At 63.4% G+C, this 23,105-nt stretch carries 22 protein-coding genes and 2 pseudogenes; 15 read left to right on the top strand and 9 right to left on the bottom strand.

The genetic code is table 11. The features are described 5' to 3' along the window. Positions 1 to 45 precede the first annotated feature (45 nt). Genes FH041_RS09580 through FH041_RS09595 form a run of 4 tightly spaced genes read right to left on the bottom strand, consistent with a single transcriptional unit; the run spans position 46 to position 5,151 of the window. Positions 46 to 252 (bottom strand): formate dehydrogenase subunit delta, encoded by a 207-nt coding sequence (locus FH041_RS09580; protein WP_028687308.1) that lies wholly within the window; start codon positions 250 to 252, stop codon positions 46 to 48. Beyond that, the gene (gene fdhF / locus FH041_RS09585; protein ID WP_028687309.1) at positions 249 to 3,119 is read right to left on the bottom strand and encodes a formate dehydrogenase subunit alpha; all 2,871 of its coding nucleotides are present in this window, start codon (positions 3,117 to 3,119) and stop codon (positions 249 to 251) included. The genes FH041_RS09580 and fdhF overlap by 4 nt, the downstream gene beginning before the upstream one ends. Then, entirely contained in the window at positions 3,116 to 4,675 is a 1,560-nt protein-coding gene (locus FH041_RS09590) for an NADH-quinone oxidoreductase subunit NuoF (RefSeq protein ID WP_027915003.1), read from the bottom strand. The genes fdhF and FH041_RS09590 overlap by 4 nt, the downstream gene beginning before the upstream one ends. Beyond that, entirely contained in the window at positions 4,669 to 5,151 is a 483-nt protein-coding gene (locus FH041_RS09595; protein WP_028687310.1) for a formate dehydrogenase subunit gamma, read from the bottom strand. Before FH041_RS09595 ends, FH041_RS09590 begins: the two co-directional genes overlap by 7 nt. Before the next feature lie 403 nt (positions 5,152 to 5,554). On the opposite strand from FH041_RS09595, the gene FH041_RS09600 reads away from it, so the two are divergent. Beyond that, entirely contained in the window at positions 5,555 to 5,977 is a 423-nt protein-coding gene (locus FH041_RS09600) for a GFA family protein (RefSeq protein WP_080992888.1), read from the top strand. Continuing rightward, the gene (locus FH041_RS09605) at positions 5,970 to 6,299 is read left to right on the top strand and encodes a hypothetical protein (RefSeq protein ID WP_023534182.1); all 330 of its coding nucleotides are present in this window, start codon (positions 5,970 to 5,972) and stop codon (positions 6,297 to 6,299) included. The genes FH041_RS09600 and FH041_RS09605 overlap by 8 nt, the downstream gene beginning before the upstream one ends. A gap of 83 nt (positions 6,300 to 6,382) precedes the next feature. Here the strand turns inward: FH041_RS09605 and FH041_RS09610 are convergent, their stop codons facing one another. From FH041_RS09610 to FH041_RS09620, 4 genes and pseudogenes are all read right to left on the bottom strand, one after another. Continuing rightward, the gene (locus FH041_RS09610) at positions 6,383 to 8,023 is read right to left on the bottom strand and encodes a methyl-accepting chemotaxis protein (protein WP_027915005.1); all 1,641 of its coding nucleotides are present in this window, start codon (positions 8,021 to 8,023) and stop codon (positions 6,383 to 6,385) included. 121 nt (positions 8,024 to 8,144) lie between these two features. Further along, positions 8,145 to 8,291 (bottom strand): annotated as a pseudogene (locus FH041_RS23225) (methyl-accepting chemotaxis protein); the annotation flags it as partial. Between the two features lie 171 nt (positions 8,292 to 8,462). Next, a pseudogene (locus FH041_RS23115) lies at positions 8,463 to 9,425 on the bottom strand (PAS domain-containing protein); the annotation flags it as partial. Between the two features lie 244 nt (positions 9,426 to 9,669). Next, on the bottom strand, positions 9,670 to 10,002 hold the full coding sequence (locus tag FH041_RS09620) for a hypothetical protein (protein WP_050437996.1): 333 nt from the start codon (positions 10,000 to 10,002) through the stop codon (positions 9,670 to 9,672). A 273-nt stretch (positions 10,003 to 10,275) separates the two neighbouring features. Between FH041_RS09620 and FH041_RS09625 the strand changes: the two genes are divergently transcribed. The 7 genes from FH041_RS09625 to FH041_RS09655 are packed head-to-tail and all read left to right on the top strand — an operon-like array spanning position 10,276 to position 16,557. Continuing rightward, complete coding sequence (locus FH041_RS09625) at positions 10,276 to 10,953, top strand: thermostable hemolysin (RefSeq protein WP_028687311.1); 678 nt, start codon at positions 10,276 to 10,278, stop codon at positions 10,951 to 10,953. Then, positions 10,943 to 12,412 (top strand): AMP-binding protein, encoded by a 1,470-nt coding sequence (locus FH041_RS09630; protein ID WP_140174461.1) that lies wholly within the window; start codon positions 10,943 to 10,945, stop codon positions 12,410 to 12,412. The genes FH041_RS09625 and FH041_RS09630 overlap by 11 nt, the downstream gene beginning before the upstream one ends. 7 nt (positions 12,413 to 12,419) lie before the next feature. Continuing rightward, entirely contained in the window at positions 12,420 to 13,100 is a 681-nt protein-coding gene (locus FH041_RS09635) for a TenA family transcriptional regulator (RefSeq protein ID WP_027915009.1), read from the top strand. Continuing rightward, positions 13,087 to 13,893: an SDR family oxidoreductase gene (locus tag FH041_RS09640; protein ID WP_028687313.1), complete on the top strand. Its 807-nt coding sequence runs from the start codon at positions 13,087 to 13,089 to the stop codon at positions 13,891 to 13,893. Before FH041_RS09635 ends, FH041_RS09640 begins: the two co-directional genes overlap by 14 nt. After that, on the top strand, positions 13,890 to 14,531 hold the full coding sequence (locus FH041_RS09645; RefSeq protein ID WP_027915011.1) for a hypothetical protein: 642 nt from the start codon (positions 13,890 to 13,892) through the stop codon (positions 14,529 to 14,531). The genes FH041_RS09640 and FH041_RS09645 overlap by 4 nt, the downstream gene beginning before the upstream one ends. A 2-nt stretch (positions 14,532 to 14,533) precedes the next feature. Beyond that, the gene (locus FH041_RS09650) at positions 14,534 to 15,196 is read left to right on the top strand and encodes a response regulator (protein WP_027915012.1); all 663 of its coding nucleotides are present in this window, start codon (positions 14,534 to 14,536) and stop codon (positions 15,194 to 15,196) included. Beyond that, on the top strand, positions 15,193 to 16,557 hold the full coding sequence (locus FH041_RS09655) for an ATP-binding protein (protein WP_111475692.1): 1,365 nt from the start codon (positions 15,193 to 15,195) through the stop codon (positions 16,555 to 16,557). Before FH041_RS09650 ends, FH041_RS09655 begins: the two co-directional genes overlap by 4 nt. Positions 16,558 to 16,575: 18 nt before the next feature. Here the strand turns inward: FH041_RS09655 and FH041_RS09660 are convergent, their stop codons facing one another. Further along, a complete protein-coding gene (locus FH041_RS09660) occupies positions 16,576 to 17,493 on the bottom strand; it encodes a LysR substrate-binding domain-containing protein (RefSeq protein ID WP_219858141.1) in 918 nt (305 codons plus the stop codon). A 227-nt stretch (positions 17,494 to 17,720) separates the two neighbouring features. Here FH041_RS09660 and FH041_RS09665 point away from each other — a divergent pair, with 227 nt between their 5' ends. From FH041_RS09665 to FH041_RS09690, 6 genes are all read left to right on the top strand, one after another. Continuing rightward, the gene (locus FH041_RS09665) at positions 17,721 to 18,566 is read left to right on the top strand and encodes a transporter substrate-binding domain-containing protein (protein WP_028687316.1); all 846 of its coding nucleotides are present in this window, start codon (positions 17,721 to 17,723) and stop codon (positions 18,564 to 18,566) included. Positions 18,567 to 18,578: 12 nt separating this feature from the next. Next, positions 18,579 to 19,241, top strand: a complete 663-nt coding sequence (locus FH041_RS09670; protein ID WP_104926036.1) for an amino acid ABC transporter permease — start codon at positions 18,579 to 18,581, stop codon at positions 19,239 to 19,241. Between the two features lie 7 nt (positions 19,242 to 19,248). Continuing rightward, the gene (locus FH041_RS09675) at positions 19,249 to 19,968 is read left to right on the top strand and encodes an amino acid ABC transporter permease (RefSeq protein ID WP_027915017.1); all 720 of its coding nucleotides are present in this window, start codon (positions 19,249 to 19,251) and stop codon (positions 19,966 to 19,968) included. Then, a complete protein-coding gene (gene argH, locus FH041_RS09680) occupies positions 19,938 to 21,440 on the top strand; it encodes an argininosuccinate lyase (protein ID WP_027915018.1) in 1,503 nt (500 codons plus the stop codon). Before FH041_RS09675 ends, argH begins: the two co-directional genes overlap by 31 nt. After that, positions 21,437 to 22,177: an amino acid ABC transporter ATP-binding protein gene (locus tag FH041_RS09685; RefSeq protein WP_027915019.1), complete on the top strand. Its 741-nt coding sequence runs from the start codon at positions 21,437 to 21,439 to the stop codon at positions 22,175 to 22,177. Before argH ends, FH041_RS09685 begins: the two co-directional genes overlap by 4 nt. 79 nt (positions 22,178 to 22,256) lie before the next feature. Next, positions 22,257 to 23,027, top strand: a complete 771-nt coding sequence (locus tag FH041_RS09690) for an amino acid ABC transporter ATP-binding protein (RefSeq protein ID WP_049696297.1) — start codon at positions 22,257 to 22,259, stop codon at positions 23,025 to 23,027. The last annotated feature ends 78 nt before the right edge of the window (positions 23,028 to 23,105 follow it).

Consider the following 23,105-nt stretch of genomic DNA (forward strand, 5'->3'; position numbering starts at 1 on the left):
CGTCAGAGAGCTGTATATGCTAACTGCAACGGCAGCTAGCACCTTTCAGCCCAGCGCCTCCTTCACCTTGGGATCCAACCCCTCCCCCGCCTTATTGGCCTCGATCCATTCTCCCAACTGCCGGCGCATGGCCGGCGTCCAGAAGTTGTGTAGATGCTGGCGAACGCCCTGCACAGCCAGGTCCCGATTCGGCTCGCTGTCGAAGTAATGGGCAATCTGGTTGGCCATCTTCACCAAACTGTCCTGGCTCATTGGCGCACCTCGGCTTTCTCGGCGGTTCGGCGTTCCTGCAACAGCCGACGCTGCTCGTCGCTGAAGTCCTGGTAGCGCTTCTGCCACTGGGATGGCTGGAACACCTTGACCACCTCCACTGCCGTGACCTTGTATTCCGGGCAGTTGGTCGCCCAGTCCGAGTTGTCCGTGGTGATCACGTTCGCACCCGACTCCGGGAAGTGGAAGGTGGTGTAGACGACACCTGGCGCCACGCGGCTGCTGACCTTGGCGCGCAGCACGGTCTGCCCGGCACGGCTGCCGATACCGACCCAGTCACCGTCCTGGATGCCACGGCTTTCGGCATCAGTCGGATGGATCTCGAGGCGATCGGCATCGTGCCAGGCGACGTTGCCTGTGCGCCGGGTCTGGGCGCCGACGTTATACTGGCTGAGGATGCGCCCGGTGGTCAGCAGCAGCGGATAGCGGCTGTTGACCTTCTCGTCGGTCGGTACGTACCCGGTCAGCATGAACCGCCCCTTGCCCCTGACGAACTGGTCGATGTGCATGGTAGGAGTACCATCGGGCGCTGCATCGTTGCACGGCCACTGCAGGCTGCCGTGGCGCTCGATTTCGGCATAGCTCACCCGGCGGAAGGTCGGCGTCAGGCGCGCGATCTCATCCATGATCTCGGAGGGGTGCCGGTAGTTCATCGGGTAGCCCAGCGCATTGGCCAATGCCACGGTCGCCTCCCAGTCGGCCTTGCCCGCCAGTGGCTCCATGACCTTGCGAACCCGGGAGATCCGGCGCTCGGCGTTGGTGAACGTGCCGTCCTTTTCCAGGAACGAACTGCCCGGCAGGAACACATGGGCAAACTTGGCGGTTTCGTTGAGGAAAATGTCCTGCACCACCACGCACTCCATGGCCAGCAGGGCGGCGGTGACGTGCTGGGTATTCGGATCGCTCTGGGCGATATCCTCGCCTTGGCAGTACAAGGCCTTGAAGCTGCCATCGAGGGCTGCTTCGAACATGTTGGGGATGCGCAGCCCCGGATCAGGGTGCAGCGTCACACCCCATGCCTGCTCGAACTCGGCCCGTACACCTTCGTTGGAAATGTGCCGGTAACCCGGCAGCTCGTGAGGGAACGAGCCCATGTCACAGGAACCCTGGACGTTGTTCTGGCCGCGCAGCGGGTTGACCCCTACCCCTTCACGCCCGATGTTGCCGGTGGCCATGGCCAGGTTGGCAATGCCCATCACCGCAGTGCTGCCCTGGCTGTGCTCGGTCACGCCCAAGCCATAATAGATGGCCGCGTTGCCGCCGGTGGCATACAGCCGGGCCGCGGCGCGAATCTGTTGCGCTGCAACGCCACACACCTCGCCCAGCACTTCAGGGGCATTTTCCGGCAGGCTGACGAAGTCGCGCCAGCGGGCGAATTCTGCGGTTTCGCAGCGCTCGTCGATAAAGCGCTGGGCCAGTAGTCCCTCAGTCACGATCACGTGGGCCAAGGCGTTGAGCATGGCCACGTTGGTGCCGGGACGAAGTTGCAGGTGCAGCTCGGCCCGGGCATGGGGCGAGTCCACCAGGTCGATGCGGCGAGGGTCGATCACGATCAGGCGCGCCCCTTCACGCAGGCGGCGCTTGAGCTGTGAGCCGAACACCGGGTGCGCATCGGTCGGGTTGGCGCCAATGACCAGCACCACATCGGCCTTCATCACCGAATCGAAGCTCTGGGTACCAGCCGACTCGCCCAGTGTCTGTTTCAGGCCGTAGCCGGTGGGGGAATGGCAGACTCGCGCGCAGGTGTCGACGTTGTTGTTGCCGAAGGCCGTGCGCACCAGCTTCTGAACCAGATAGGCCTCCTCGTTGGTGCAGCGACTGGAGGTGATACCGCCGATGGAGTCCCGGCCGTACTTGAGCTGGATGCGGCGCAACTCGCTGGCGGCATAGGCCACCGCCTCGTCCCAGCTCACCTCCTGCCACGGATCTTCCAGGCGCTTGCGAATCATGGGCTTGGTGATGCGGTCCGGGTGCGTGGCGTAGCCCCAGGCAAAGCGGCCTTTGACACAGGCATGGCCGTGGTTGGCCCCGCCGTTCTTGTCCGGGACCATGCGCACCAGTTGGTCGCCCTTCATTTCGGCACGGAACGAGCAGCCAACGCCGCAATAGGCGCAGGTGGTGATCACCGCACGTTCCGGCTGGCCCAGTTGCACCAGGCTTTTCTCGGTCAGCGTCGCGGTCGGACAGGCCTGCACGCAGGCGCCGCAAGACACGCACTCGGAGGTCAGGAAATTGTCGCCGCCGGCCGCCGCCACCCGGGATTCGAAGCCGCGCCCGGTGATGGTCAAGGCAAAGGTGCCCTGGATATCTTCGCAGGCACGCACGCATCGGCTGCAGACGATGCACTTGCTGGGTTCGTAGTCGAAGTACGGGTTGGAAATGTCCTTCTTTTCGGTCAGATGGTTCGCACCGTCATAGCCGTAGCGCACCTCGCGCAGCCCCACCTGCCCCGCCACGGTCTGCAGTTCGCAGTTACCGTTGGCCGAACAGGTCAGGCAATCGAGGGGGTGGTCGGAGATGTAGAGTTCCATCACGTTACGGCGCAGGCCCGCCAGGCGCGGCGTTTCAGTGCGCACGACCATGCCTTCGGTGACCGGCGTGGTGCAGGAGGCCGGGTAACCGCGCATGCCCTCGATTTCCACCATGCACATGCGGCAGGAGCCGAAGGCTTCGAGGCTGTCGGTGGCGCACAGCTTCGGGATGGTCGTGCCGAGCATGGCTGCCGCACGCATCACCGACGTGCCAGCCGGAACGCTGATCGCGCGGCCGTCGATGTTCAGGCTGACCTGCACCTCGCTGTCGCGGGCGGGGGTGCCCAGGTCAGTTTGCGGATCGAAGATATGGATCATTGCGCGGCCTCCGCTTGGGTCAGCCCGAAATCGGCAGGGAAATACTTGAGGGCGCTGGCGACTGGGTAAGCGGTCATGCCGCCCATGGCGCACAGCGAGCCGTATTGCATGGTGTCGCACAAATCGCGAAGCAGCAGTGCATGGTCATGGCGCTCGGTGATGTCATCACTGGCGATCAGCCGGTCCACCACTTCCATGCCACGGGTCGAGCCGATACGGCACGGGGTGCACTTGCCGCAGGACTCCTCGGCACAGAACTGCAAGGCGAAGCGGGCCATGCTGGCCATGTTCAAGGTGTCGTCGGCAACCACCACGCCGCCGTGGCCGAGCATGGCGCCCACGGCCGCGAAGGCCTCGTAGTCCAGCGGTGTGTCGAAATGGCTGGGAGGTACCCAGGCGCCCAACGGCCCACCCACCTGTGCGGCCTTCAGCGGCCGGCCACTGGCCGTGCCACCGCCGTAGTCCTCCACCAGTTCACGCAGCGTCAAGCCGAAGGCACGTTCCACCAGGCCGCCATGGCGAACATTGCCCGCCAACTGGAACGGCATGGTGCCCAGCGAGCGGCCCATGCCGAAATCGCGGTAGAACGGCGCTCCCTTGGCCAGGATGATAGGCACCGAGGCCAGGGTCAGCACGTTGTGCACCAAGGTCGGCAGGCCGAACAGGCCTTCGAGGGCCGGGAGCGGCGGCTTGGCGCGGACGATGCCGCGCTTGCCTTCGATGGATTCGAGCAGCGCGGTTTCTTCACCGCAGATGTAGGCACCTGCGCCCACGCGCACTTCCAGGTCGAACGCCTTGCCGCTACCGGCCACATTGGTGCCCAGGTAGCCTGCCTGGCGTGCGATGACGAATGCCTGATCAAGTGTGCGGATGGCGTCGGGGTATTCCGAGCGCACGTAGATGTAGCCCTTGTCGGCACCCACCGCGAGGCCCGCGATGATCATGCCCTCGATCAACAGGTACGGGTCGCCTTCCATCAGCATGCGGTCGGCAAACGTGCCGGAGTCGCCTTCGTCGGCGTTGCACACCACATACTTCTGGGCAGGCTTGGCGTCGCGCACGGTGCGCCACTTGATGCCGGCAGGAAACGCAGCCCCGCCACGACCACGCAGGCCGGAATCGAGCACGGCAGCCACCACCTCGGCGCCGTCCAGGGCAACGGCCGCTTCCAGCCCGGCAAAGCCGCCATGGGCGCGGTAATCATCCAAGGACAAGGGTCGGGTGATGCCGGCGCGCGCGAACAGCAGGCGCTGCTGGGTCTTGAGATAAGGCATGTCTTCGACAGCCCCCAGCGCCAGCCGGTGGTCTGCCTCTGCACCGATCATGGCATCCAGCAGGCCGGGCACGTCCTGTGGCGTCACCGGCCCGAAACCCTGGCGCCCCTGCTCACTGTCGCACTCAAGCAGCGGTTCGAGCCAATAAAGCCCACGAGAACTGGTGCGCCGAATGTCCAACTGCACATTGCGCCGCTCGGCCTCGCGCTGCAACGCCTCGACCACTTGGTCTGCGCCGACGGCACGGGCCACCGAATCACCGGGTACATGGACCTTCAGCATGTGGCGCCCTCCTGGCAACCCTTGACCAACTCGCGTAGCCGCTCGGGCGTGAGCCGGGCGTGCACCTGACCGTCCAGCTCAAGGGCCGGCGAACAGGCACAGGCGCCCAGGCAATAGACCGGGCGCAGGCTGATGGCACCGTCGGCGCTGGTGCCATGGTCATCGAGCGCCAACTGCTCGCGCAGCTGTGCGGCCAGGGCCTCGGCGCCACGGCTCTGGCACGACTCGGCCCGGCACAGGCGCAGGGTGTGCCGGGCAGGCGCAGCGGTACGGAAATCATGGTAGAAGCTGATGACGCCCTGGACCTCGGCCCGGCTCAGGTTGAGTGCATGGGCGATCTCACCGAGGGCGGCATCGGGAATGTAGCCGACGGCATGCTGAATGGCGTGCAGGATCGGTAGCAGCGCACCAGGCGTTTGCTGGTGATCGGCCACGATACGTTGGACAGCGGGCAGGTTGAACATTTGATCAGGCATACAGCGGACCTCGGCATCACGGCCCGCCCCTGTTGTTGTATTGGCGGGTTCCGGCGTGTTCTGCTGCGGCGCATCAGCCACGTCACGGTGGCGTGGTGCTGACGGCCTCCTTGCCATCGACCGTGCGTCTGCGCGCGGGTCCGACGGCATCCTGCAAGCATGGCACTTGCAGCGCCAGAAGGTTGCGCGCGAACGACCAGGCACATTCTGAAACCGACGTCCGGTTCTTTCACTTACGGTGCGATCGTCGGACGGCGCAGCACAGGGCTGTGCACCCTGACGGTCCAGCGGGTGCAAGAACCGCTTCCCGGGTACCTGCTACCGACACGCGTGGCCAGAACCGGCTCGACTACCTTTGGCGCTGCGTTTAAGCTGGCGCCTTTTCGTACGCATGGAATCGCGTTTGTCCAGCACATACCAAGGAAGCTGCCTTTGCGCGGCAATAGGTTATGAGCTGCTTGGCCCGCCCAGGGCCATCAGCCACTGTCATTGCAGCCAGTGCCGCAAAGGCCACGGTGCTGCATATGCCTCATACGGTAGTGTGCCGCGTGAGGCGCTGCGCATGCTGCGCGGCGCCGACCGGCTTGCGGCTTACGCCTCGTCGCCCACAATCCTGCGCCAATTCTGTTCATCCTGCGGCTCGAGCCTGTTCTGGTCACGCAGTGCAGGCCAATACGCCGATTGGATCTCGATCGCCCTTGGCACCCTCGATACCCCCTTCATACCGACACGTGATACCCACCTGCATCTCGACGCCGCGGCGCCATGGCACCTGCCATCGACCCGGTCTGAGATCGACCCACTGAAAAGGAAGCCCAATGCGTAAACTCAAACTCGCCCTCGCCGCCCTGCCGTTCTTCGTCATCGCCGGTTGCGGCAATGACGCCCTGGAAGGCACCTATGAGCAAACCACGACCGTGATGGGTATCCAGAGCCCGAAACAGACGTGGGAGTTTTCCAAGGACTACATCATCACCAACGGCAACAAGCTGAAGGTGGATGAATGGGAGCGCAAGGATGACATGGTCACCGCCCGCAACAAGGATGGCATGGCGTTGATCAACGTACGCGTGCTCGACGGCGGCAAGCGCCTGGAGGCCGTCGGCGGTAGCGACATGGCCAAGAACGTCTTCGTGCGCGTCGACTAAAAAGCCTGCGCCCCGCCCACCGCCGATAAGTGCATTACGGCGGTGGGCGGGGCATGCCACGCTACAGATCGTCTACGCCCTGCTCAGAGCTTGAAGGTGCTGACCATGTCGTTGAACGAGATAGCCAGGCGCGACAATTCCTGGCTGGATGCGCTGGTTTGATGTGCACCGGCCGAGGTCTGGGTCGACAAGTCCTGGATGTTGATCAGGTTGCGGTCCACCTCGCGGGCCACATGGGCCTGCTCTTCGGACGCCGTGGCGATCAGCAGGTTGCGATCGTTGATCTGGGCGATGTTCCGGGCGATCCGCTCCAGCGATTCGCCGGTCGCCTGGGCCAAGGCCTGGGTGCTGTCGGCCAGGTTTCGGCTGTTGCCCATGGCCTTGACCGCATCGTCGGCACGCGACTGAACGCCTGTGATCATGGCTTCGATCTCACCCGTCGAGGCCTGGGTACGCGCCGCCAGTGCCCGTACTTCGTCTGCCACCACCGCAAAACCTCGGCCCTGCTCGCCAGCGCGTGCCGCCTCGATGGCCGCGTTAAGCGCCAGTAGATTGGTCTGTTCGGCAATGCCCCGGATCACATCGACCACCTTGGCGATTTCGCGCACGCTACCGGCCAATTCCCCCACGATGACCGTGGACTGCCCGATTTCGCTGTTCACGCTGGTGATGGCCTGCACGGCTTCCCGGGCCTGGTCGCGGCCACTGGCCGCTTCCTCGGACGTCTGCCGGGAGGCTTCGGAAGTGGAGGTGGCGTTGCGAGCCACTTCCTCGACTGCCGCACTCATTTGCGTGACCGCCGTGGCGGCGAGCTGAATTTCATCATTCTGGCGCGTGAGCCCGCGGGTGCTCTCATCTGTGACGGCGTTGAGTTCTTCGGCCGCAGAGGCGAGCTGATCCGCTGCATTGGCGATTTGCTCCAGGGTGCGTTTGAGGCCTTGCTGCATGCCCCCCAGGGCATTTAGCAGTTGCCCGGTTTCGTCGGCGTGACCTGTGGCCACGGGTTTGCTCAGGTCGCCGCCTGCAATGCGCTCGGCCGTGTTCACCGCCAGCGCGATCGGTTTGCTGATGACACGGCTGATGAACATGCCAAGCAAAATGGCCGCCACGAACGCCGCACCGATGCCCAGGTACAGGTTGAGCTTGGCCGCCGCCTCGTTATGTTTTGCCGCTCGCGCGCCTTCATCGATCTGCCGGTTATTGGACTCGACCATTGTGGTCAATTCGTCGAGCACGGTACGAAACGCCTGATGCAATTCGCCGGCCATCAATTGCCTGGCTTCAGCCAGATCACCTCGTGCGATGGTGGCTACCGTCCGATCCATGATGGCCTGGTAGGCTGGCCAGTCCTTTTCCATGCGATCGCCGGCAAGGCGTTCATCATCGGCCAGGGGCGTGGCTCGGTAGACTGCAAATGCCTGCTCGCTGCTCTGCCGGTTTTCTTTCATCGACGCAAGAATGGCAGCGCGTTCAGCTTGCGGCGCATTGATGGCGGTGGCCGCCACTAGTCGGTAAAGGTCGCGGCTCTGGGCAATGGCACTGGAGCGTGCCTCTGCAACTTGTGCCACGGACACGAGGTTATTGGAAAACACCTGTTGCAAGCTGGACGAGAGCGAGCCGATTCCTTGGCTACCGACAACTCCAACACTCAAGGTGATCAGTGCGCACAGCGCGAAAGCGAGGTACAGCTTGACCGACAACCTGGCATCGTAGAACCAATTCATGAGTTGAAACCTGAACGAAGTGAGAGAAAACAACAGTGTCAAAAGAGCGGGTGCAACGGACCTGTAGACGTAGCTTGGGCACCTGGCCTGCCAGCTGTCAGCCGCGCATCATGTCGGCCGCCTGTTCAGTGGCCTCCGTCGTGCGCGTGGCCAGCTTGCGTACTTCATCGGCCACCACTGCAAACCCCCTGCCCGCTTCCCCGGCACGTGCTGCTTCAATGGCCGCGTTGAGTGCCAGCAGGTTGGTCTGGCTGGCAATGCTCTGAATGGTGCCGACGATCTGGGTGAGCTTGGTGATGTTGGATTCCAGGGTGCGCTGGTGCGCAGCCTCCGTCTCGCGCATGGCCGACTGCTGATGCTCCAGGTCCACGTCCACCAATGCCCCGACCACACGTAATGGCGCGCCATAAGGGTCGCGCTTGGTCTGGCCACGGGCGCGGAACCAGCGGTACTCCCCGCTTTTCATCTTGAGTCGGTACTCGATATCGAACGGCGTCTTGCCTGTACGGTCGTTCAGGTGCGCCTGGAAGGCTTCCAGGCTGTAGGCCTTGTCCTCCGGGTGCAGGCGTGAGGCCCAGCTGTCCAACACATCCGGAAATTCCTCGACGGTTTCGAAACCCAGCAAACGCCGAAACTGGGGCGACCACCAGAAGGGGTTCTTGGGGTTGACCGGGTCACCGGCGATCACTTCCATGTCCCAGAGCCCGTCGGAGAGCATTTCCCGCGCCAGTTCGAAACGGGTGATGATCACGTCGTGCTCTTGTTCACGTTGCAACTCATCGTGGATGTCGCGCAAGGCGCCAGCAACGCGCAAAGGCACGCCACGTGCATCGCGCAGGGTTTCGCCCTGGGCGAAGAACCAGCGGTAGCTGCCGTCTTTCATGGCCAGGCGGTTGCGCACCCGGTAGGGGGTCATGCCTGATTTGTCGTTCAGGTGGCGGGCAAAGGCGTCCAACGTGGCGGCCTTGTCTTCCGGGTGCAGGCGATCAGCCCAGCTGGCCAGGACATTGGGAAAATCGCGCTCGTCGCGAAACCCCAGCATTTCGCGAAATTGCTGCGACCACCAGAAGCGGTTGCGCGGGTTGACCGGATCACCTGCCACCACTTCCATGTCCCACAGGCCTTCGCTGGAGGCACGGTTGACTAGGTCAAAACGGGTTTCCGAGGCGCGCGCATTGGCGTCGGCCTCGGCCAGCATCAGCCGGGCGTTTTCCAGCTCGCGCTCGAGCTCGGCAATACGGCCTTCACGCGCAGTGGCATGCAACTCACGCGAGGTCCACTCACGTTGCACGTCTGTCCATCTGGGGGCAGTGCGGCCACCGTCAGTGTGGGTTTGCGGGAGGGACGCAGCCAGCTGCGTGAGCGCCTGACGCTCGCCGCGGTTACGAAAAAGATGAAGCATGGGTCGGTACTCGGAGGAAGACGAAAAAGACCAATCCCTGGCTTCAATACTGGGTCACGCACAGCAATCGCAGGTCGCGATCACTGCTGCCTGACCGGTAGTGCGTACTACGACAGCAGCACAACGACAAAGGTTGCGCGGCAATGACATCATTACGATATCAGTTATGTGAGGGTGCCAAGCAAGCCCCGCGCGGGCCGCTAGCGCCGGCCACCCACACAGGCCAATCAGCCGGCCGGATCGATCAAAGACGCTTGTCGCCCTGGGCCCTTTTGGCAGCCAGCTCAGCGGCAGTACGCTTGCGGCTACGGTGCTGACGGTAGTAACCCATGCCCGCCTGGTAGGCAATCACTGCCAGAATCACCACCGAGGCGACCAGCCAACCGGTGGATGCCATGGCGCTGAAAAATCCGGCAAGCACAGGCTTGGGCCAGTAGCTGACGATGGCCAGGCTCAACCAGGGTGCAGCGATCAAGAACAGGACTGGCGCCCAAAAACCCCAGAAAAGAATCTCTCCCAACACCACGAAATTTTCGTTCCAGGACGGGCCTGGGGATAACGGTTTTTTTTTGGCCATGAATGCTCCTGCTTTCCACGTCGGCACAAGCGGTGCCGTTCCATGCACAGGTTGACGGCAAGGGTGCGGAGCAGGTCACAGGCCAGGTCTGCGGTAAATCGGACGGTGGCCATCAAGGGGGCGCTCGTCGGCAACGGCTGGCGATGCCATGTAGGCCCCGGAGAAACATCGCAATGGCATTCGTCGAAATCGAACCCGAAACAGCCTGACTTCAGATTCCCTTCAGATAAGCACTCGACACTGTCTCCCATCGAACCTGCTGGGAGACGTTTCATGACCCACCGTGACTGGAGCCACCTGCTTCCACTGGCCATCGGCAGCCAGGCCGATCGTCAGGCAACATTGTCGCTACACCTGGCAGACGACCCGGGGCGAATGGCCCTCGAGCGGTTCATACATCAGTGCTTTGCGCTAAGCCATCAGGCCGACATTCAGCATTTCCTGCCGCAATTACTGGCGTTTCACGACAGCCAAGGCCGGTTGACAGCCGCCGCGGGCATTCGCCCAGCCAATGACGGCCCCCTATTTCTGGAGCGCTACCTCGACATGCCTCTGGAAGACGCCGTGTCCCGTGTGGTCGGGGCAACCCTGCCGCGCAGTTGTATGGTCGAGGTGGGTAACCTGGCCTCGCTCAGCGCCGGCAGCGCGCGCTTGATGATCGCTGCGGTCACGTGGCTGCTGGCCTCACGCGGCCTGCACTGGGTCGCATTCACCGGCGCGGCGACGCTGATCAACAGCTTCCAGCGACTGGGGTTGACGCCCGTCGTCCTGGCGCCAGCCGATCCTGCTCGCCTTGAGGACCAGGCTGAAATATGGGGCACCTACTACAGCCATTGCCCTCAGGTGTTTGCCGGAAATATCCGTTACGGCTTCGATGCCTTGACCCGGTCAGGCGTCTTTCAGCGCCTTGGCTTTCCGGTCCTGACAGAGGAATCCGGTCATGCGGCATGAACTGAACCGCTTCAAGGCCTTGCTGAAGGAACACGCCCAACGTCAGCCTGACGCCATCGCCGTGCAAGGTGCCGACCAGCACCTGACCTATCGCGCCTTGTTCGAGGCGGTCGAGGTACGCGCCGCCTGGCTTGGGAGCCAACCTCAGGGCGCATTCGCCCTGGCCTTGGACAATGGCCCGCAACTGCTGCTGTGGGACCTTGCAGCGCTGTTCGCCGAACGTCCCTGCGTGGTCATCCCTCCGTTTTTCACCCGCGCTCAAATGTCCCATTGTCTCAGGCAAAGTGGCGTCACCCTGGTGCTGAGCGAAAGCGGATGGGACTCGCGCCTTGTCGAGCTGGGCTACGCCCCACACGCTCGGCCGGGGTTCTGGCTCTGTAAATCGTACGCTGCGGCGGCCATTGCGCCCGAAACGGCAAAAATCACCTACACCTCCGGCAGCACGGGATCACCGAAAGGTGTCTGCCTGAGCGCCGAGGCGTTGCTGGGCGTGGCCCATGAACTTGAGGCGGCTAGCCGCGCCAGCGCACCCATGCATCACCTGGCCGTTCTGCCACTGGGCGTTCTGCTGGAAAACCTGGGCGTATACGCCGCGCTGATCGCCGGGGCCTGCGTGCACCTGCTCAGCCAGCAGCACCTGGGCATCAGCGGCGCCACCCAGGTGGACTTCAAGCGGCTAGTGGGTGTGATTGTGCAGCGTCAGGCCCAGAGCCTGATCCTTGTGCCGCAACTGCTGATGGGGCTGGTTGCCGCTGTTGAACAAGGGGCGATGCCCGCTGAGCAGCTGAGGTTCGTCGCCGTAGGTGGCGCTCGGGTATCGCCCAGCTTGCTGGCCCGTGCCGAGGCTGTCGGGCTTGCGGTGTACGAAGGCTATGGGCTGTCTGAATGCGCGTCGGTGGTCGCGCTCAACCGTCCGGGCAGCGTCCGCCGTGGCAGTGTGGGCAAGCCGCTGCCCCACGTGCAGGTGCGCATCGCGAAGGATGGCGAGGTGCTGGTGGCCGGTTGCACGCTACTGGGCTACCTCGATGCCGCGCCTTTCGACGGTCGATGGTGGGCAACCGGGGACCTGGGCCATTTGGATGACGACGGCTACCTGTACCTCGACGGACGCAAGAAGCACCAGTTCATCACCAGTTTCGGCCGAAACGTCAGCCCTGAATGGGTAGAGGCCGAACTGACCCAGAGCGGCGTCATTGCCCAGGCATTCGTGCACGGCGAGAGCCTGCCAGGCAACGTGGCGTTGATCTGGCCGATGGACCCGAGCCTGAGTGACGACCAGATCGACCAGGTAGTGGGCCAGTGCAATGCACGGCTGCCCGATTACGCACGTGCCCACCACTGGCGACGCCTCACGGCGCCGCTCAGCGTCACCGATCAAACCCTGACAGCCAACGGCCGCCCTCGGCGCGAGGCGATTCTTGAACGCTATCAACCTCTGATCCGCATACCCCAGGAGTGAGTTCGCCATGTCCTTCTTTGAAACGTTGCAACTGCAAACCGCCCATGAGCGCCAGGCGCTGTTCGGCGTTCCGGTGATCCGCGAGGCCATGGCTGGGCAGGTCAGCCTCGACAGCTACATCGCATTTCTCACCCAGGCCTACTACCACGTGCGCCACACCGTCCCGCTGATGATGGCATGCGGGGCGCGCCTGCCCGCCCGGCTCGAATGGCTGCGCGGTGCCGTGTGCGAGTACATCGAGGAAGAATACGGCCATGAACAGTGGATCCTCAACGACATCGAGGCCTGTGGGGGCGACTGGGAGGCGGTACGCGACGGCCGACCCGCGCAGTCGATCGAGCTCATGGTCGCTTATCTCTACGACTTGATCGCACGGGGCAACCCGGTAGGGCTGTTCGGCATGGTCAACGTCCTGGAAGGCACCAGCATTGCCCTGGCCACACAGGCCGCCGGCGCCATTGCACACAGCCTTTCGCTGCCAGACCGGGCAATGAGCTACCTCAAGTCCCACGGCGCGCTCGACCAGGACCATATGGTGACATACAGGCAGTTGATGGACCGCCTGGACAATGCCGAAGACCAGCAGGCGGTCATTCACGCGGCCAAGATGGTCTACCGCCTGTACGCCGAGATGTTCCAAACGTTGCCCCGTGCGGGCCAGTCAGGGGTGCGCCATGCGGTTGCATGAGTCGATCGTGGTGCTCACCGGCGCCAGCGGCGGGATTGGCCTGGAGCTGGCCGAGCAGCTCTGCCATGCCGGCGCGCAGGTTTTGGCCGTGAGTCGGCACATGGGCAAACTGGCCAGCCTGATGAACCGCTACCCAGGCAGCCTGCGCTGGCAGTCGGCGGACTTGCGGACACAGGAAGGCCGGGCACAGGTCGTGACGCGCGCGCGCGAACTGGGCGGCTTCAATGTGCTGATCAACGCTGCCGGGGTCAATCGCTTCGCCTTGCTCGACCAACTGGACGAACAGGCCCTCGATGAGCTGCTGGACATCAACCTGAAGGCACCTTTGCAACTGACCCGGGCTTGCTTGCCTCTTCTGCGCGAGCAACCCAAGGCGTTGGTCGTCAACGTCGGCTCGACTTACGGCTCGATCGGCTACCCCGGCTATGCCAGCTACTGCGCCAGCAAGTTCGCGCTGCGCGGGTTTTCCGAAGCACTGCGCCGTGAATTGGCCGACACCCCGGTCAATGTGCTGTACGTCGCGCCACGCGCAACCCGCACCAGCATGAACAGCAGCGCCGCTACCGCCCTCAACCAGGCGCTGAAGGTAGGCATGGACGACCCGGTCTACGTTGCCAAAGCCGTGCTCCAGGCGGTCCAGTCCGAGCGCAGCGAGCTCTACCTGGGCTGGCCGGAGAAAATGTTCGTGCGCCTGAACGGCATCCTGCCAGGGTTGGTAGATCGAGCCTTGCGTAAACAACTGCCCTTGATTCGGCGCCATATCGGCAGCCACATAAAGGAACCGAGCAAATGAAGCCCATCGTACTGGCCAGCCTGCTGGCATTTACCCCGTTTGGCTGGGCGCTTGATCAGACAGGCGCCCAACACCTGCACGACTTGCAGCAACAATGGGCGCATATCCAATATCAGTTGCCCAAGGATCAACGCGCAGGCGCGTTCGAGAAGCTGGCAAACGAGGCGGCCGTTTTCGTCCGCCAGAACCCCAATACCCCCGAGCCTCTGATCTGGGACGGCATCATCAACAGCAGCTGGGCTGGCGCAACCGGTGGGCTGAGTGCGCTAGGCAAGGTCAAGGCCGCCAAGGCCAGCCTGGAAAAGGCCATCGCCCTCGACCCTCAAGCCCTGCAAGGCTCGGCCTACACCAGCCTGGGCACCTTGTATGACCAGGTTCCAGGCTGGCCCATCGGCTTCGGGGATGACGACAAAGCCGACACGCTGCTCAGGCAGGCCTTGAAAATCAATCCCGCAGGCATCGACAGCAACTATTTCTGGGGCGATCATTTGGTGCGTCAGAAGCGTTACAGTGAGGCCAGGGCTGCGCTGCACAAGGCGTTGCAGGCACCGCCCAGGCCGGGCCGGGAATTGGCCGATGAGGGCCGGCGTGCCGATATCAATGCTTTACTCGACACCATCAAGGACAAACAGGACTAGACATGCGCCTGCTGCTGGTTGAGGACGATAGCGCGTTGGGTGAAGGCATCTGCGATGGTTTGCGCCAGGAGGGCTATACCCTTGACTGGTTGCAGGACGGCGTCAGTGGCTTGCACGCCTTGCAGCATGAAGCATTCGACGTGTTGATACTGGACCTGGGCCTCCCACGCCTGGACGGCATTGAATTGTTGCGGCGGCTTCGCGCGGGAGGCAACAGCCTGCCGGTGCTGATTCTCACCGCACGCGATGCCTTGGACGATCGCATCGCAGGGCTTGACGCCGGGGCGGATGACTACCTGGTCAAACCCTTCGACCTCAATGAACTCAAGGCACGCCTGCGTGCACTGCTGCGCCGCAGCGCTGGCCGCGCCACGGTGCTGATCGAGCACGGCGGTGTCAGCTTGGACCCGGCAACCCAGCAGGTGCATTTCAAGGGGGCCGAAGTGGTGCTCACGCCCAAGGAGTACCGGCTGCTGCACGAGCTACTCGCCCAGCCCGGCAAAGTCTTTACCCGCGAACGCCTGACGCAGTTGCTCTATGGCTGGGACGAGGAGCCGGAGAGCAATACCCTGGAAGTGAACATCTATCAGCTGCGCAAGAAACTGTTCAATGGCCTGATACGCACCGTGCGTGGTATCGGCTACCTGGTCGAGGCCAAGGTATGAGGTCGCTACGCCAGCGCACGCTGTGGCGCGTCATGCTCTTGCTGCTGATCGGCACCGGCTTGCTTGCGTTGTACAACTACCACGACAGCCGCCATGAAATTAACGAAGTGTACGACGCGCACCTTGCCCAGAACGCACGCCTGCTCCAGGGAGTAATGAGCATGCCAGTGCAAGGCGGCGCGCGTGACGACCTGTACCGTGCCTTCAACGCCGCGCTGGCTCAGGCGGGCCGACACCGAGTGGGGCATCCCTACGAGAGCAAGCTGGCCTTCCAGGTCTGGGACGAAAACGCCACCCTGATGGTGCAGACGCCCAGCGCACCTCGCCTGGACCCGCGGCCCATGCGGCCTGGGTTTTACGATTTCACCAGCGACGACAAGCAATGGCGCGGCTTCGTGCTACCTGTGCCCGAGAAAGGCTGGGTGATCTGGGTGGGTGAACGCGATGACGTGCGCTATGACTTGATCGACCGAATCGTTCGTCACACCTTGATGCCATTTCTGCTGGGGGCCCTGGCGCTTGCCGTGCTGGTATGGGCCGCCATTGGCTGGGGGCTCAAGCCGTTAAAGAACATGGCCGACGTCATTCGCGCGCGGCATGCCGAATCACTCGAACCGCTGCAGCTGGTGCCGCTGCCATCGGAGCTCGAGCCCATGCAGGCTGCCCTCAATCGCCTGCTGGCGCAGATCAAGGACCTGCTGCGCCGTGAACATCGCTTCATTGCCGACGCGGCCCACGAAATGCGAACACCCTTGGCGGTGTTGCGCCTGCATGCGCAGAACGCACTGGCTGCCAGCAACGACGTCGAACGCAACAAGGCCTTGACGTTCCTGATGGGCGGTGTGGATCGGTTGACGCGAGTGGTCAACCAACTGCTGACACTGGCCCGCGTGGAGCCTCGGATTGGCCATCGCCCCCGTGAGCCTGTGGACCTTGCCGAGGTGGTCACCGACATCCTGGCCGAGCTTACCCCTTGGATACTGGACAAAGGGCTGGAGCCCTCGCTGGAAATAGAGGGCGGCGAGCACCGTGTAGCCGTCGACGCCAGCGCGTTGGGCATTGCATTGCAGAACCTGATGTCCAACGCGGTCGAGCACTCGCCTCTCGGGGGGCGCATCACGGTCTCGCTGCGGGGCCACGATGAGCGTGTCGAGTTGGTGGTGGAAGACGAAGGGCCAGGCATCGACGAGGCGAGCCTCTCACGGGTGTTCGAACGTTTCTACAGCCGCAATAGCCCCAACGGCGCTGGCCTTGGGCTGTCGATCGTGGCAACCATCATGGAGCACCTGGGTGGCCGGGTGGTCCTGAAAAACCGAGCGGCGGGCGGGCTAGAGGCAGCGCTGGTGCTGCCGAGGCAATGAGGCGCGGTACCGAGCCTGTTACCCAAGGCCAGCCGTACACGCCTGCGCCGCCTGCCCCAGCATTTCCCCCGCCAACACCCGAAATCGTCGAGTCAGCACGTTCTCCGGCCGGTCGGATGAGCGCAGCAGATACGTGTAGAACCGCAACTGCGGGGCAAACGGCCGTATGTCGATGCCGGTGTGCAAATACTCTGCCGCGACCAGTGGACTGACCACGCTCACCCCCAGCCCAAGCCCGACCAGTGAGCACACGGTGGCGGCATGGGTAGCGTCCAGGTTGAGCACCCGCGGGTCGTCATCGGCAAACAGCCGGTCGAGCCGAGTGCGCGAGCCATCGGTGTGCGACAGCGAAATGAATTCTTCGCCCTTGAGGTCTGCGGGCGTCACGGCCTGCAAGGCACCGAGCCGGTGCCCCTTGGGGAAGATGCACACACCCGGTACATCGCAGATGATCTGGGACTGCACGCCCGCCATGTCCTCGGCCACATAAGACACCAGGCACACGTCGCAAAACCGGGTCGCGGCCCAGTGCGCCACGTTCGGCGAGTCGTTGGTGTGGATGGAGATATGAACGTGCGGGTTCTGCTGGCGAAAGCGCTGGATGATCTTGGGCAGCAAGCCATGGGTCAGGGAAGGCACCGCACCGATGCGCAATTGCCCGGTGCCCCCGCGCTTGAGGTGCTCGGCGGAGGTTTCCAGGCTGTGCAGCCCGATGAACGCGCGCTCCACGTCGGCGAAGAACTGCGCGCCCTCATCGGTCGGCAGCAAGCGCCCCCCTACCCGCTCGAACAACTTGAACCCATTGGCCCGTTCCAGTTGCGCGATAAGCCGGCTGACATTGGGCTGGGAGGTATGCAGCGCCTGGGCCGCTGCTGTCATGGAGCCGCTGAGCATGACCGCGCGGAAGGTTTCGATCTGCTTGAAATTGATGGCCATATCATTTCTGCATGACGGGTTGATGTATTGTCATTTGATTGCATGACGCGCAGATTTTATAACTACAACCACATCGACGTCTGCCCCGATGCAGCGCGATACCCCCGAGCGCATACCGGCAACAACACACATAAAACCGGTGCTCCAGCGTCACTTCAGCTCTGCCCTTGTACTCACGCATCGCTCCAGCACATTGGCGCGATGCAGCCCGGTAATCAGGAGGCATCATGTCGTTCTCGTATAAAAAACTAAGCGCTGCACTGGCCCTGACGTGCGTGTCGTTGGCGGCGGTATCCACCGTTCAGGCCGCCGACCTGCCAGCAGTTCCAGCAGCCATCAAAGAGGCGGACCACCTGCGCGCGGGTGTGCGCTGCGACCAGCCACCGTATGGCTATCAGGACAACAAGGGTGAATTCGCTGGCGTCGAGGTCGAAATGGCCAAGCAGATTTCGCTATGGGCCCTGGGCTCGAAGGACAAGGTGAGCTTCACCTGCGTCACCGCCGAAAACCGAGTGCCGCAGCTGCTGGGCCGCAAGGTGGACTTGCTGATCGCCACGCTGGGCGTCACCCCGGAACGCCAACGGGTGATCGACTTCACCACGCCCTACCGGTGGGGTGCCAGTGACGTGGTCGTGAAGAAGGACAGCCCGGCCCGGACCATCGCCGACCTCAAGGGCAAGACCCTTGCCACGCTCAAGGGGTCGGTGCAGGCCAAGTGGTTCGAAGACCACATGCCCGACGTCAAGACCCTGCGCATGAACAGCGCAGCCGATGCCCTGCAAGCCTTCCGCCAAGGTCGCGCCGACGCCTACACCCACGATGCCGCGACCCTGGTGGTGGTCGCCGACAACGACCAGGATGCTCGCCTGATAGGCCAACCGTTCCAGATCTCCGACGCGGCCATCGGCGTGCGCAAGAACGAAGCGCAATGGCGCGACTTCCTGAGCGCGGCGGTATTGCGCATGCGCGAAGAACACCTGTTCCGAGGCTGGGTGCAGCAGTTCGTACCCGAAAACATCCAGAGCTACTACATCAGCGTCTTCGAGCAGGCCAAGCCTGCCGAAGCACTTTGATCGGCCGCCATCATGGAGTTCGACGTCCATTATCTGATCGAGCAATGGCCTGCCCTGCTCGACGGTGTGCTGATGACGCTGCGCATCACGGCCCTGGCCATCCTCTGTTCCCTGCTGATCGGGGTGCTGGGCGGGGCGGTGCGCGTCATGAAGGTCCCGGTGCTGTCCCAGGCAGTGGCGCTGTACGTGGAGTTGATCCGCAATACGCCGATCCTGGTGCAGTTATTCTTCATCTTCTATGGCCTGCCGGCCATTGGGCTTGGGCTGTCGCTGTTCTGGTCGGGGGTGGTGTGCCTGTCGCTGTGGGCCGGTGCATACCAGATCGAGAACATCCGCGGCGGGCTGGCCACGGTGGAGCGCGGCATGCGCGAGGCGAGCCTGGCACTGAGCCTCAAGCCCGTGCAGTACTTCGCGCTGATCGCCATGCCCATCGCGTTTCGCACCAGCCTGCCGGCGATGCTCAACACCGCGATTTCACTGCTGAAGAACTCTTCCTATCTACAGGCCATCGGCCTTGCGGAATTGACCTTCGTCGCGGTGGACCGCATCGCCACGGACTTTCGCGCCATCGAGATGTTCACGGCCATCTGCGTCATGTACCTGGTGCTGGTGGGGGTGCTCGCGTTGATGACTGCGCGGCTGTCTGCCCACCTGCAACGCCCTTTCCGGCAGTGAGGCGACCATGAATTTCCTACTCGAAAACTGGAGCTTCGTGTGCAAAGGGTTGTTGATGACCCTGTACCTGGCTTTGGTGGTGTTGCTGTTCACCACGCTGATCTCGGCCGTGCTCGGCGTGCTGGCCACGGTCAAGAACCGCCTGTTGGGGTGGACGATCCATGCCTACGTGGAGCTGTTTCGCTCCATTCCGCTGATCGTCAACGTGTTCTTCATCTTCTTCGGTGCGCCGATGTTCGGTGTGGACCTGAGCCCGTTCGCCGCCGTCACCGTGGGCCTGACCCTGTGGGGCAGCGCCAACGGCATCGAGATCGTGCGTGGCGGGCTGGAGTCGGTGTCCAGGCACCAGTGGAAAAGCGCCTGGGCCTTGGGCCTGCGCCCCTGGCAGATCTACCTGCACGTGGTTGTGCCGCAGTCGATGAAAGCCATTCTGCCAGCCTACACCGGGCTGCTAACGATCCTGGTGCAGGCCACGTCCCTGGGCGCTTTGGTGGGTGTGGGGGAGTTTCTCAAGGTCGGCCAGATCATCATCGAGCGTGAAACCGTCATGACCGGCGTCAGCCCTGCCTTCGCGGTCTACGGCGTGGTGTTGCTGGTGTACTTCGTCATCTGTTCGGCGCTGACCTGGCTCAGCCGTTATCTCGAACGTCGTCTGGGTCGTCCGGCGGCACGTACTTCCATTGAAGAGGTTCCAGCATGCAAGCATCCAAAGTCAGTCGGCGCCTGAAGGAAAGCACTGCGCCGCAAGTGAACGAGTACATCTACCGCCCGCGCCTGGAAGGCTTTGCCAGCGGCTTCGCGAACCTGGGTAACGTCAACAAGGCGCACATCCTGATGCTGGCCGAACAGGGCCTTATCCGCGGCGAACATGCCAGCGTGCTGGCCAAGGGTGTGCTGGACATGGAGCAGGCAGGACCAGAGGCGGTCGAGCTGGACCCTTCGCGCGAGGACGCCTACTTCAACTACGAGGCGCACCTGATCGAGCATATCGGCGCTGACATCGGCGGGCGCCTGCACACCGGTCGCAGCCGCAACGACATCCTGGCCACCCTCGACCGCCTGCGCTGCCGCGACCTGCTGATGGACCTGATCGACGAATTGGCAACGGTACGGGCCACGGCCCTGTGCTGTGCCAAGCGCTACGCCGAAGTGGTGATGCCCGGCTACACGCATCTTCAACCGGCCCAGCCAATCACCTACGGCTATTACCTGAGCGCAGTGGAACAGGCCCTGGAGCGCGACAGCAAGCGCCTGACCCAGACCCTGGAGTCGATGAACCAGTGCCCGCTGGGTGCCGCTGCCTTCGCCGGCACGCCGTTCGACATCGACCGCGCGCGCACCGCCGAGCTGCTGGGCTTCGACGGCTACCTGGACAATGCCCTGGATGCCATCGGCTCGCGGGACTTTCTGCTCGAAAGCCTGTCGCACCTGAGCAACCTGGCGGTGTTCTGGAGCCGCGTCGCGCAGGACTATTTCGTGTGGAGTACCCATGAGTTCAACCTCATCGACTTCCCCGACAGCGTCGCCGCCACGTCCAGCATCATGCCGCAAAAGAAGAACCCCACCGTGCTGGAGTACCTCAAGGGCCGCAGTGGCCATATCGTCGGCCTGCTGATGGGTGCGAGCGTGACCATCAAGGGCACCAATTTTTCCCACACCGGCGACGGCAACCGCGAAGGGACGCGGGGCTTCTGGGAGGCCGCCGAAGAAAGCCTGCGCTGCCTGAAACTGCTGGACCTGGTGCTGCGCACCGCCACCCCCAACATCGACCTGGCGGCACGCCGCGCCGGTGAGGATTTTTCCACCGCCACCGGTTTGGCCGACCTGATGGTGCGCGAGGTCGACCTGTCGTTCCGCGAAGCCCACCATGTGGTCGGGGGCGTGGTGCGCATGGCCATGGACCAGGGCCTGCCGGCCCATCAGATCACCACCCAGATGGTCGATGCCTGCGCCCTCGAGCAGCTGGGTCATGCCCTGCACCTACCCGAGCAGAAAGTGCGTGATTGCCTGGACCCGGTCAGCAACGTGCAGGGCCGCAGCTCCGCCGGCGGCCCGTCGCTTGGGTCGCTGATGCCAAGCCTCGCCCGCGCCAGCGAGCGCCTAAGCGCAGAGCGTACGGCCAACCAGCAACGCCGCGCGCGCATGAGCGAGGCCGACCTCAACCTGCAAGCCCTGACCCGGGCACAGGCGGGCCTATGAGCACGATCCTGACGGTGCGCGACCTGCATAAAAGCTTTGGCACCCATGAAGTGGTCAAGGGCGTCGACATGGACGTGCGCCAAGGCGAGGTGGTGGTCATCATCGGCCCCAGCGGCTCGGGCAAGTCCACCTTCATCCGCTGTCTGAACAGCCTGGAACCGCCCTCCAAGGGCACCGTGGTGGTGGGCGATGGCGATCAGACCCAGGCGGGAAACCGTAAAGCCCTGGCCCGGCTGCGCGAGGACGTGGGCATGGTGTTTCAGGACTACACGTTGTTTCCGCACATGACGGTGCTGGCCAACATGATGCTTGCCCCAGTCAAGCTCAAGCGCGCAACCAAGGCGCAAGCCCAGGCCCATGCCCTGGCCTTGCTCGAGCGCGTCGGCCTGCAGCACAAGGCCGGGCATTACCCGGCCGAGCTGTCAGGCGGCCAGCAGCAGCGGGTGGCGATCGTTCGCGCCTTGGCGATGAAACCCAAGCTAATGCTGTTCGACGAGCCCACCTCTGCGCTCGACCCGGAAACCGTCGGCGACGTGCTCAACGTCATGAAGGGCCTGGCGGCCGAGGGCATGACCATGATCGTCGTCACCCACGAAATGGGGTTCGCCCGCGAAGTGGCCGACCGCGTGGTGTTCTTCGATGCCGGCAAGGTCATCGAGACCGGGCCGCCGTCGCAGCTCTTCAGCGCCCCTGAACAGGCCCGCACCCGGCAGTTTCTGCAAAGCGTCCTGCGCTGAACGAACATCCTCTTCCCAATGCCGGTGCGCCCGCTTGCACCGGCCAAGCGTGGCTGCGCGCCAGCCAGGAGTATTCCAGATGAACCAAGCGACCCAATCGCTGGACTCACCGGGCCTGCGCCCCATGATCCAGATGGAGAACGTCAGCAAGTGGTACGGCAGCTTCCAGGTGCTCAAGAACATCAACCTCAGCGTGCAGCCAGGTGAGCGCATCGTGCTGTGCGGCCCATCCGGCTCAGGCAAGTCGACCACCATTCGCTGCCTGAACCGCCTTGAAGAACACCAGCAGGGCCGCATTGTCGTCGAGGGTGTCGAACTGACCGACGACGCCCGGCAGGTCGAAACCATCCGCCGCGAAGTCGGCATGGTGTTCCAGCACTTCAACCTGTTCCCCCACCTGACCATCCTGCAGAACTGCACCCTCGCGCCCATCTGGGCCCGCAAGCTGCCGCGCCACGAGGCGCAAGCCCTGGCGATGCATTACCTGGAGCGGGTGCGTATTCCCGAACAGGCGCACAAGTACCCTGGCCAATTGTCCGGCGGCCAGCAGCAGCGCGTGGCGATTGCCCGGGCGTTGTGCATGAAACCCAAGATCATGCTGTTTGACGAACCCACCTCGGCACTGGACCCGGAAATGGTCAAGGAGGTGCTCGACACCATGGTCAGCCTGGCCGAGGACGGCATGACCATGGTGTGCGTGACCCATGAAATGGGCTTCGCCCGGACCGTGGCGCACCGGGTGGTGTTCATGGACCAGGGCGAGGTGGTCGAGCAGGCTGCGCCAGCGGTGTTCTTCGAGCGACCTGACAGTGAGCGGGGGCGGTTGTTCTTGAGTCAGGTGTTGCATTGAGCAGGGAGTGCCCCTTGGGCGCCAACTGAACCACTAACAGGCACCTGAGCGACAACCTGCTCTTGCTGTCGACGGTAG

Origin of the sequence: Pseudomonas sp. SWI7, assembly GCF_006351945.1 — a bacterium.
Classification (GTDB): Bacteria; Pseudomonadota; Gammaproteobacteria; order Pseudomonadales; family Pseudomonadaceae; genus Aquipseudomonas; species Aquipseudomonas fulva.

Excerpts from the sequence above, each read along its gene's own strand:
- FH041_RS09580 (WP_028687308.1), bottom strand. The coding sequence starts at position 252 with ATGAGCCAGGACAGTTTGGTGAAGATGGCCAACCAGATTGCCCATTAC.
- fdhF (WP_028687309.1), bottom strand. The coding sequence starts at position 3,119 with ATGATCCATATCTTCGATCCGCAAACTGACCTGGGCACCCCCGCCCGC.
- FH041_RS09590 (WP_027915003.1), bottom strand. The coding sequence starts at position 4,675 with ATGCTGAAGGTCCATGTACCCGGTGATTCGGTGGCCCGTGCCGTCGGC.
- FH041_RS09595 (WP_028687310.1), bottom strand. The coding sequence starts at position 5,151 with ATGCCTGATCAAATGTTCAACCTGCCCGCTGTCCAACGTATCGTGGCC.
- FH041_RS09605 (WP_023534182.1), top strand. The coding sequence starts at position 5,970 with ATGCGTAAACTCAAACTCGCCCTCGCCGCCCTGCCGTTCTTCGTCATC.
- FH041_RS09610 (WP_027915005.1), bottom strand. The coding sequence starts at position 8,023 with ATGAATTGGTTCTACGATGCCAGGTTGTCGGTCAAGCTGTACCTCGCT.
- FH041_RS09620 (WP_050437996.1), bottom strand. The coding sequence starts at position 10,002 with ATGGCCAAAAAAAAACCGTTATCCCCAGGCCCGTCCTGGAACGAAAAT.
- FH041_RS09625 (WP_028687311.1), top strand. The coding sequence starts at position 10,276 with ATGACCCACCGTGACTGGAGCCACCTGCTTCCACTGGCCATCGGCAGC.
- FH041_RS09630 (WP_140174461.1), top strand. The coding sequence starts at position 10,943 with ATGCGGCATGAACTGAACCGCTTCAAGGCCTTGCTGAAGGAACACGCC.
- FH041_RS09635 (WP_027915009.1), top strand. The coding sequence starts at position 12,420 with ATGTCCTTCTTTGAAACGTTGCAACTGCAAACCGCCCATGAGCGCCAG.
- FH041_RS09640 (WP_028687313.1), top strand. The coding sequence starts at position 13,087 with ATGCGGTTGCATGAGTCGATCGTGGTGCTCACCGGCGCCAGCGGCGGG.
- FH041_RS09645 (WP_027915011.1), top strand. The coding sequence starts at position 13,890 with ATGAAGCCCATCGTACTGGCCAGCCTGCTGGCATTTACCCCGTTTGGC.
- FH041_RS09650 (WP_027915012.1), top strand. The coding sequence starts at position 14,534 with ATGCGCCTGCTGCTGGTTGAGGACGATAGCGCGTTGGGTGAAGGCATC.
- FH041_RS09655 (WP_111475692.1), top strand. The coding sequence starts at position 15,193 with ATGAGGTCGCTACGCCAGCGCACGCTGTGGCGCGTCATGCTCTTGCTG.
- FH041_RS09660 (WP_219858141.1), bottom strand. The coding sequence starts at position 17,493 with ATGGCCATCAATTTCAAGCAGATCGAAACCTTCCGCGCGGTCATGCTC.
- FH041_RS09665 (WP_028687316.1), top strand. The coding sequence starts at position 17,721 with ATGTCGTTCTCGTATAAAAAACTAAGCGCTGCACTGGCCCTGACGTGC.
- FH041_RS09670 (WP_104926036.1), top strand. The coding sequence starts at position 18,579 with ATGGAGTTCGACGTCCATTATCTGATCGAGCAATGGCCTGCCCTGCTC.
- FH041_RS09675 (WP_027915017.1), top strand. The coding sequence starts at position 19,249 with ATGAATTTCCTACTCGAAAACTGGAGCTTCGTGTGCAAAGGGTTGTTG.
- argH (WP_027915018.1), top strand. The coding sequence starts at position 19,938 with ATGCAAGCATCCAAAGTCAGTCGGCGCCTGAAGGAAAGCACTGCGCCG.
- FH041_RS09685 (WP_027915019.1), top strand. The coding sequence starts at position 21,437 with ATGAGCACGATCCTGACGGTGCGCGACCTGCATAAAAGCTTTGGCACC.
- FH041_RS09690 (WP_049696297.1), top strand. The coding sequence starts at position 22,257 with ATGAACCAAGCGACCCAATCGCTGGACTCACCGGGCCTGCGCCCCATG.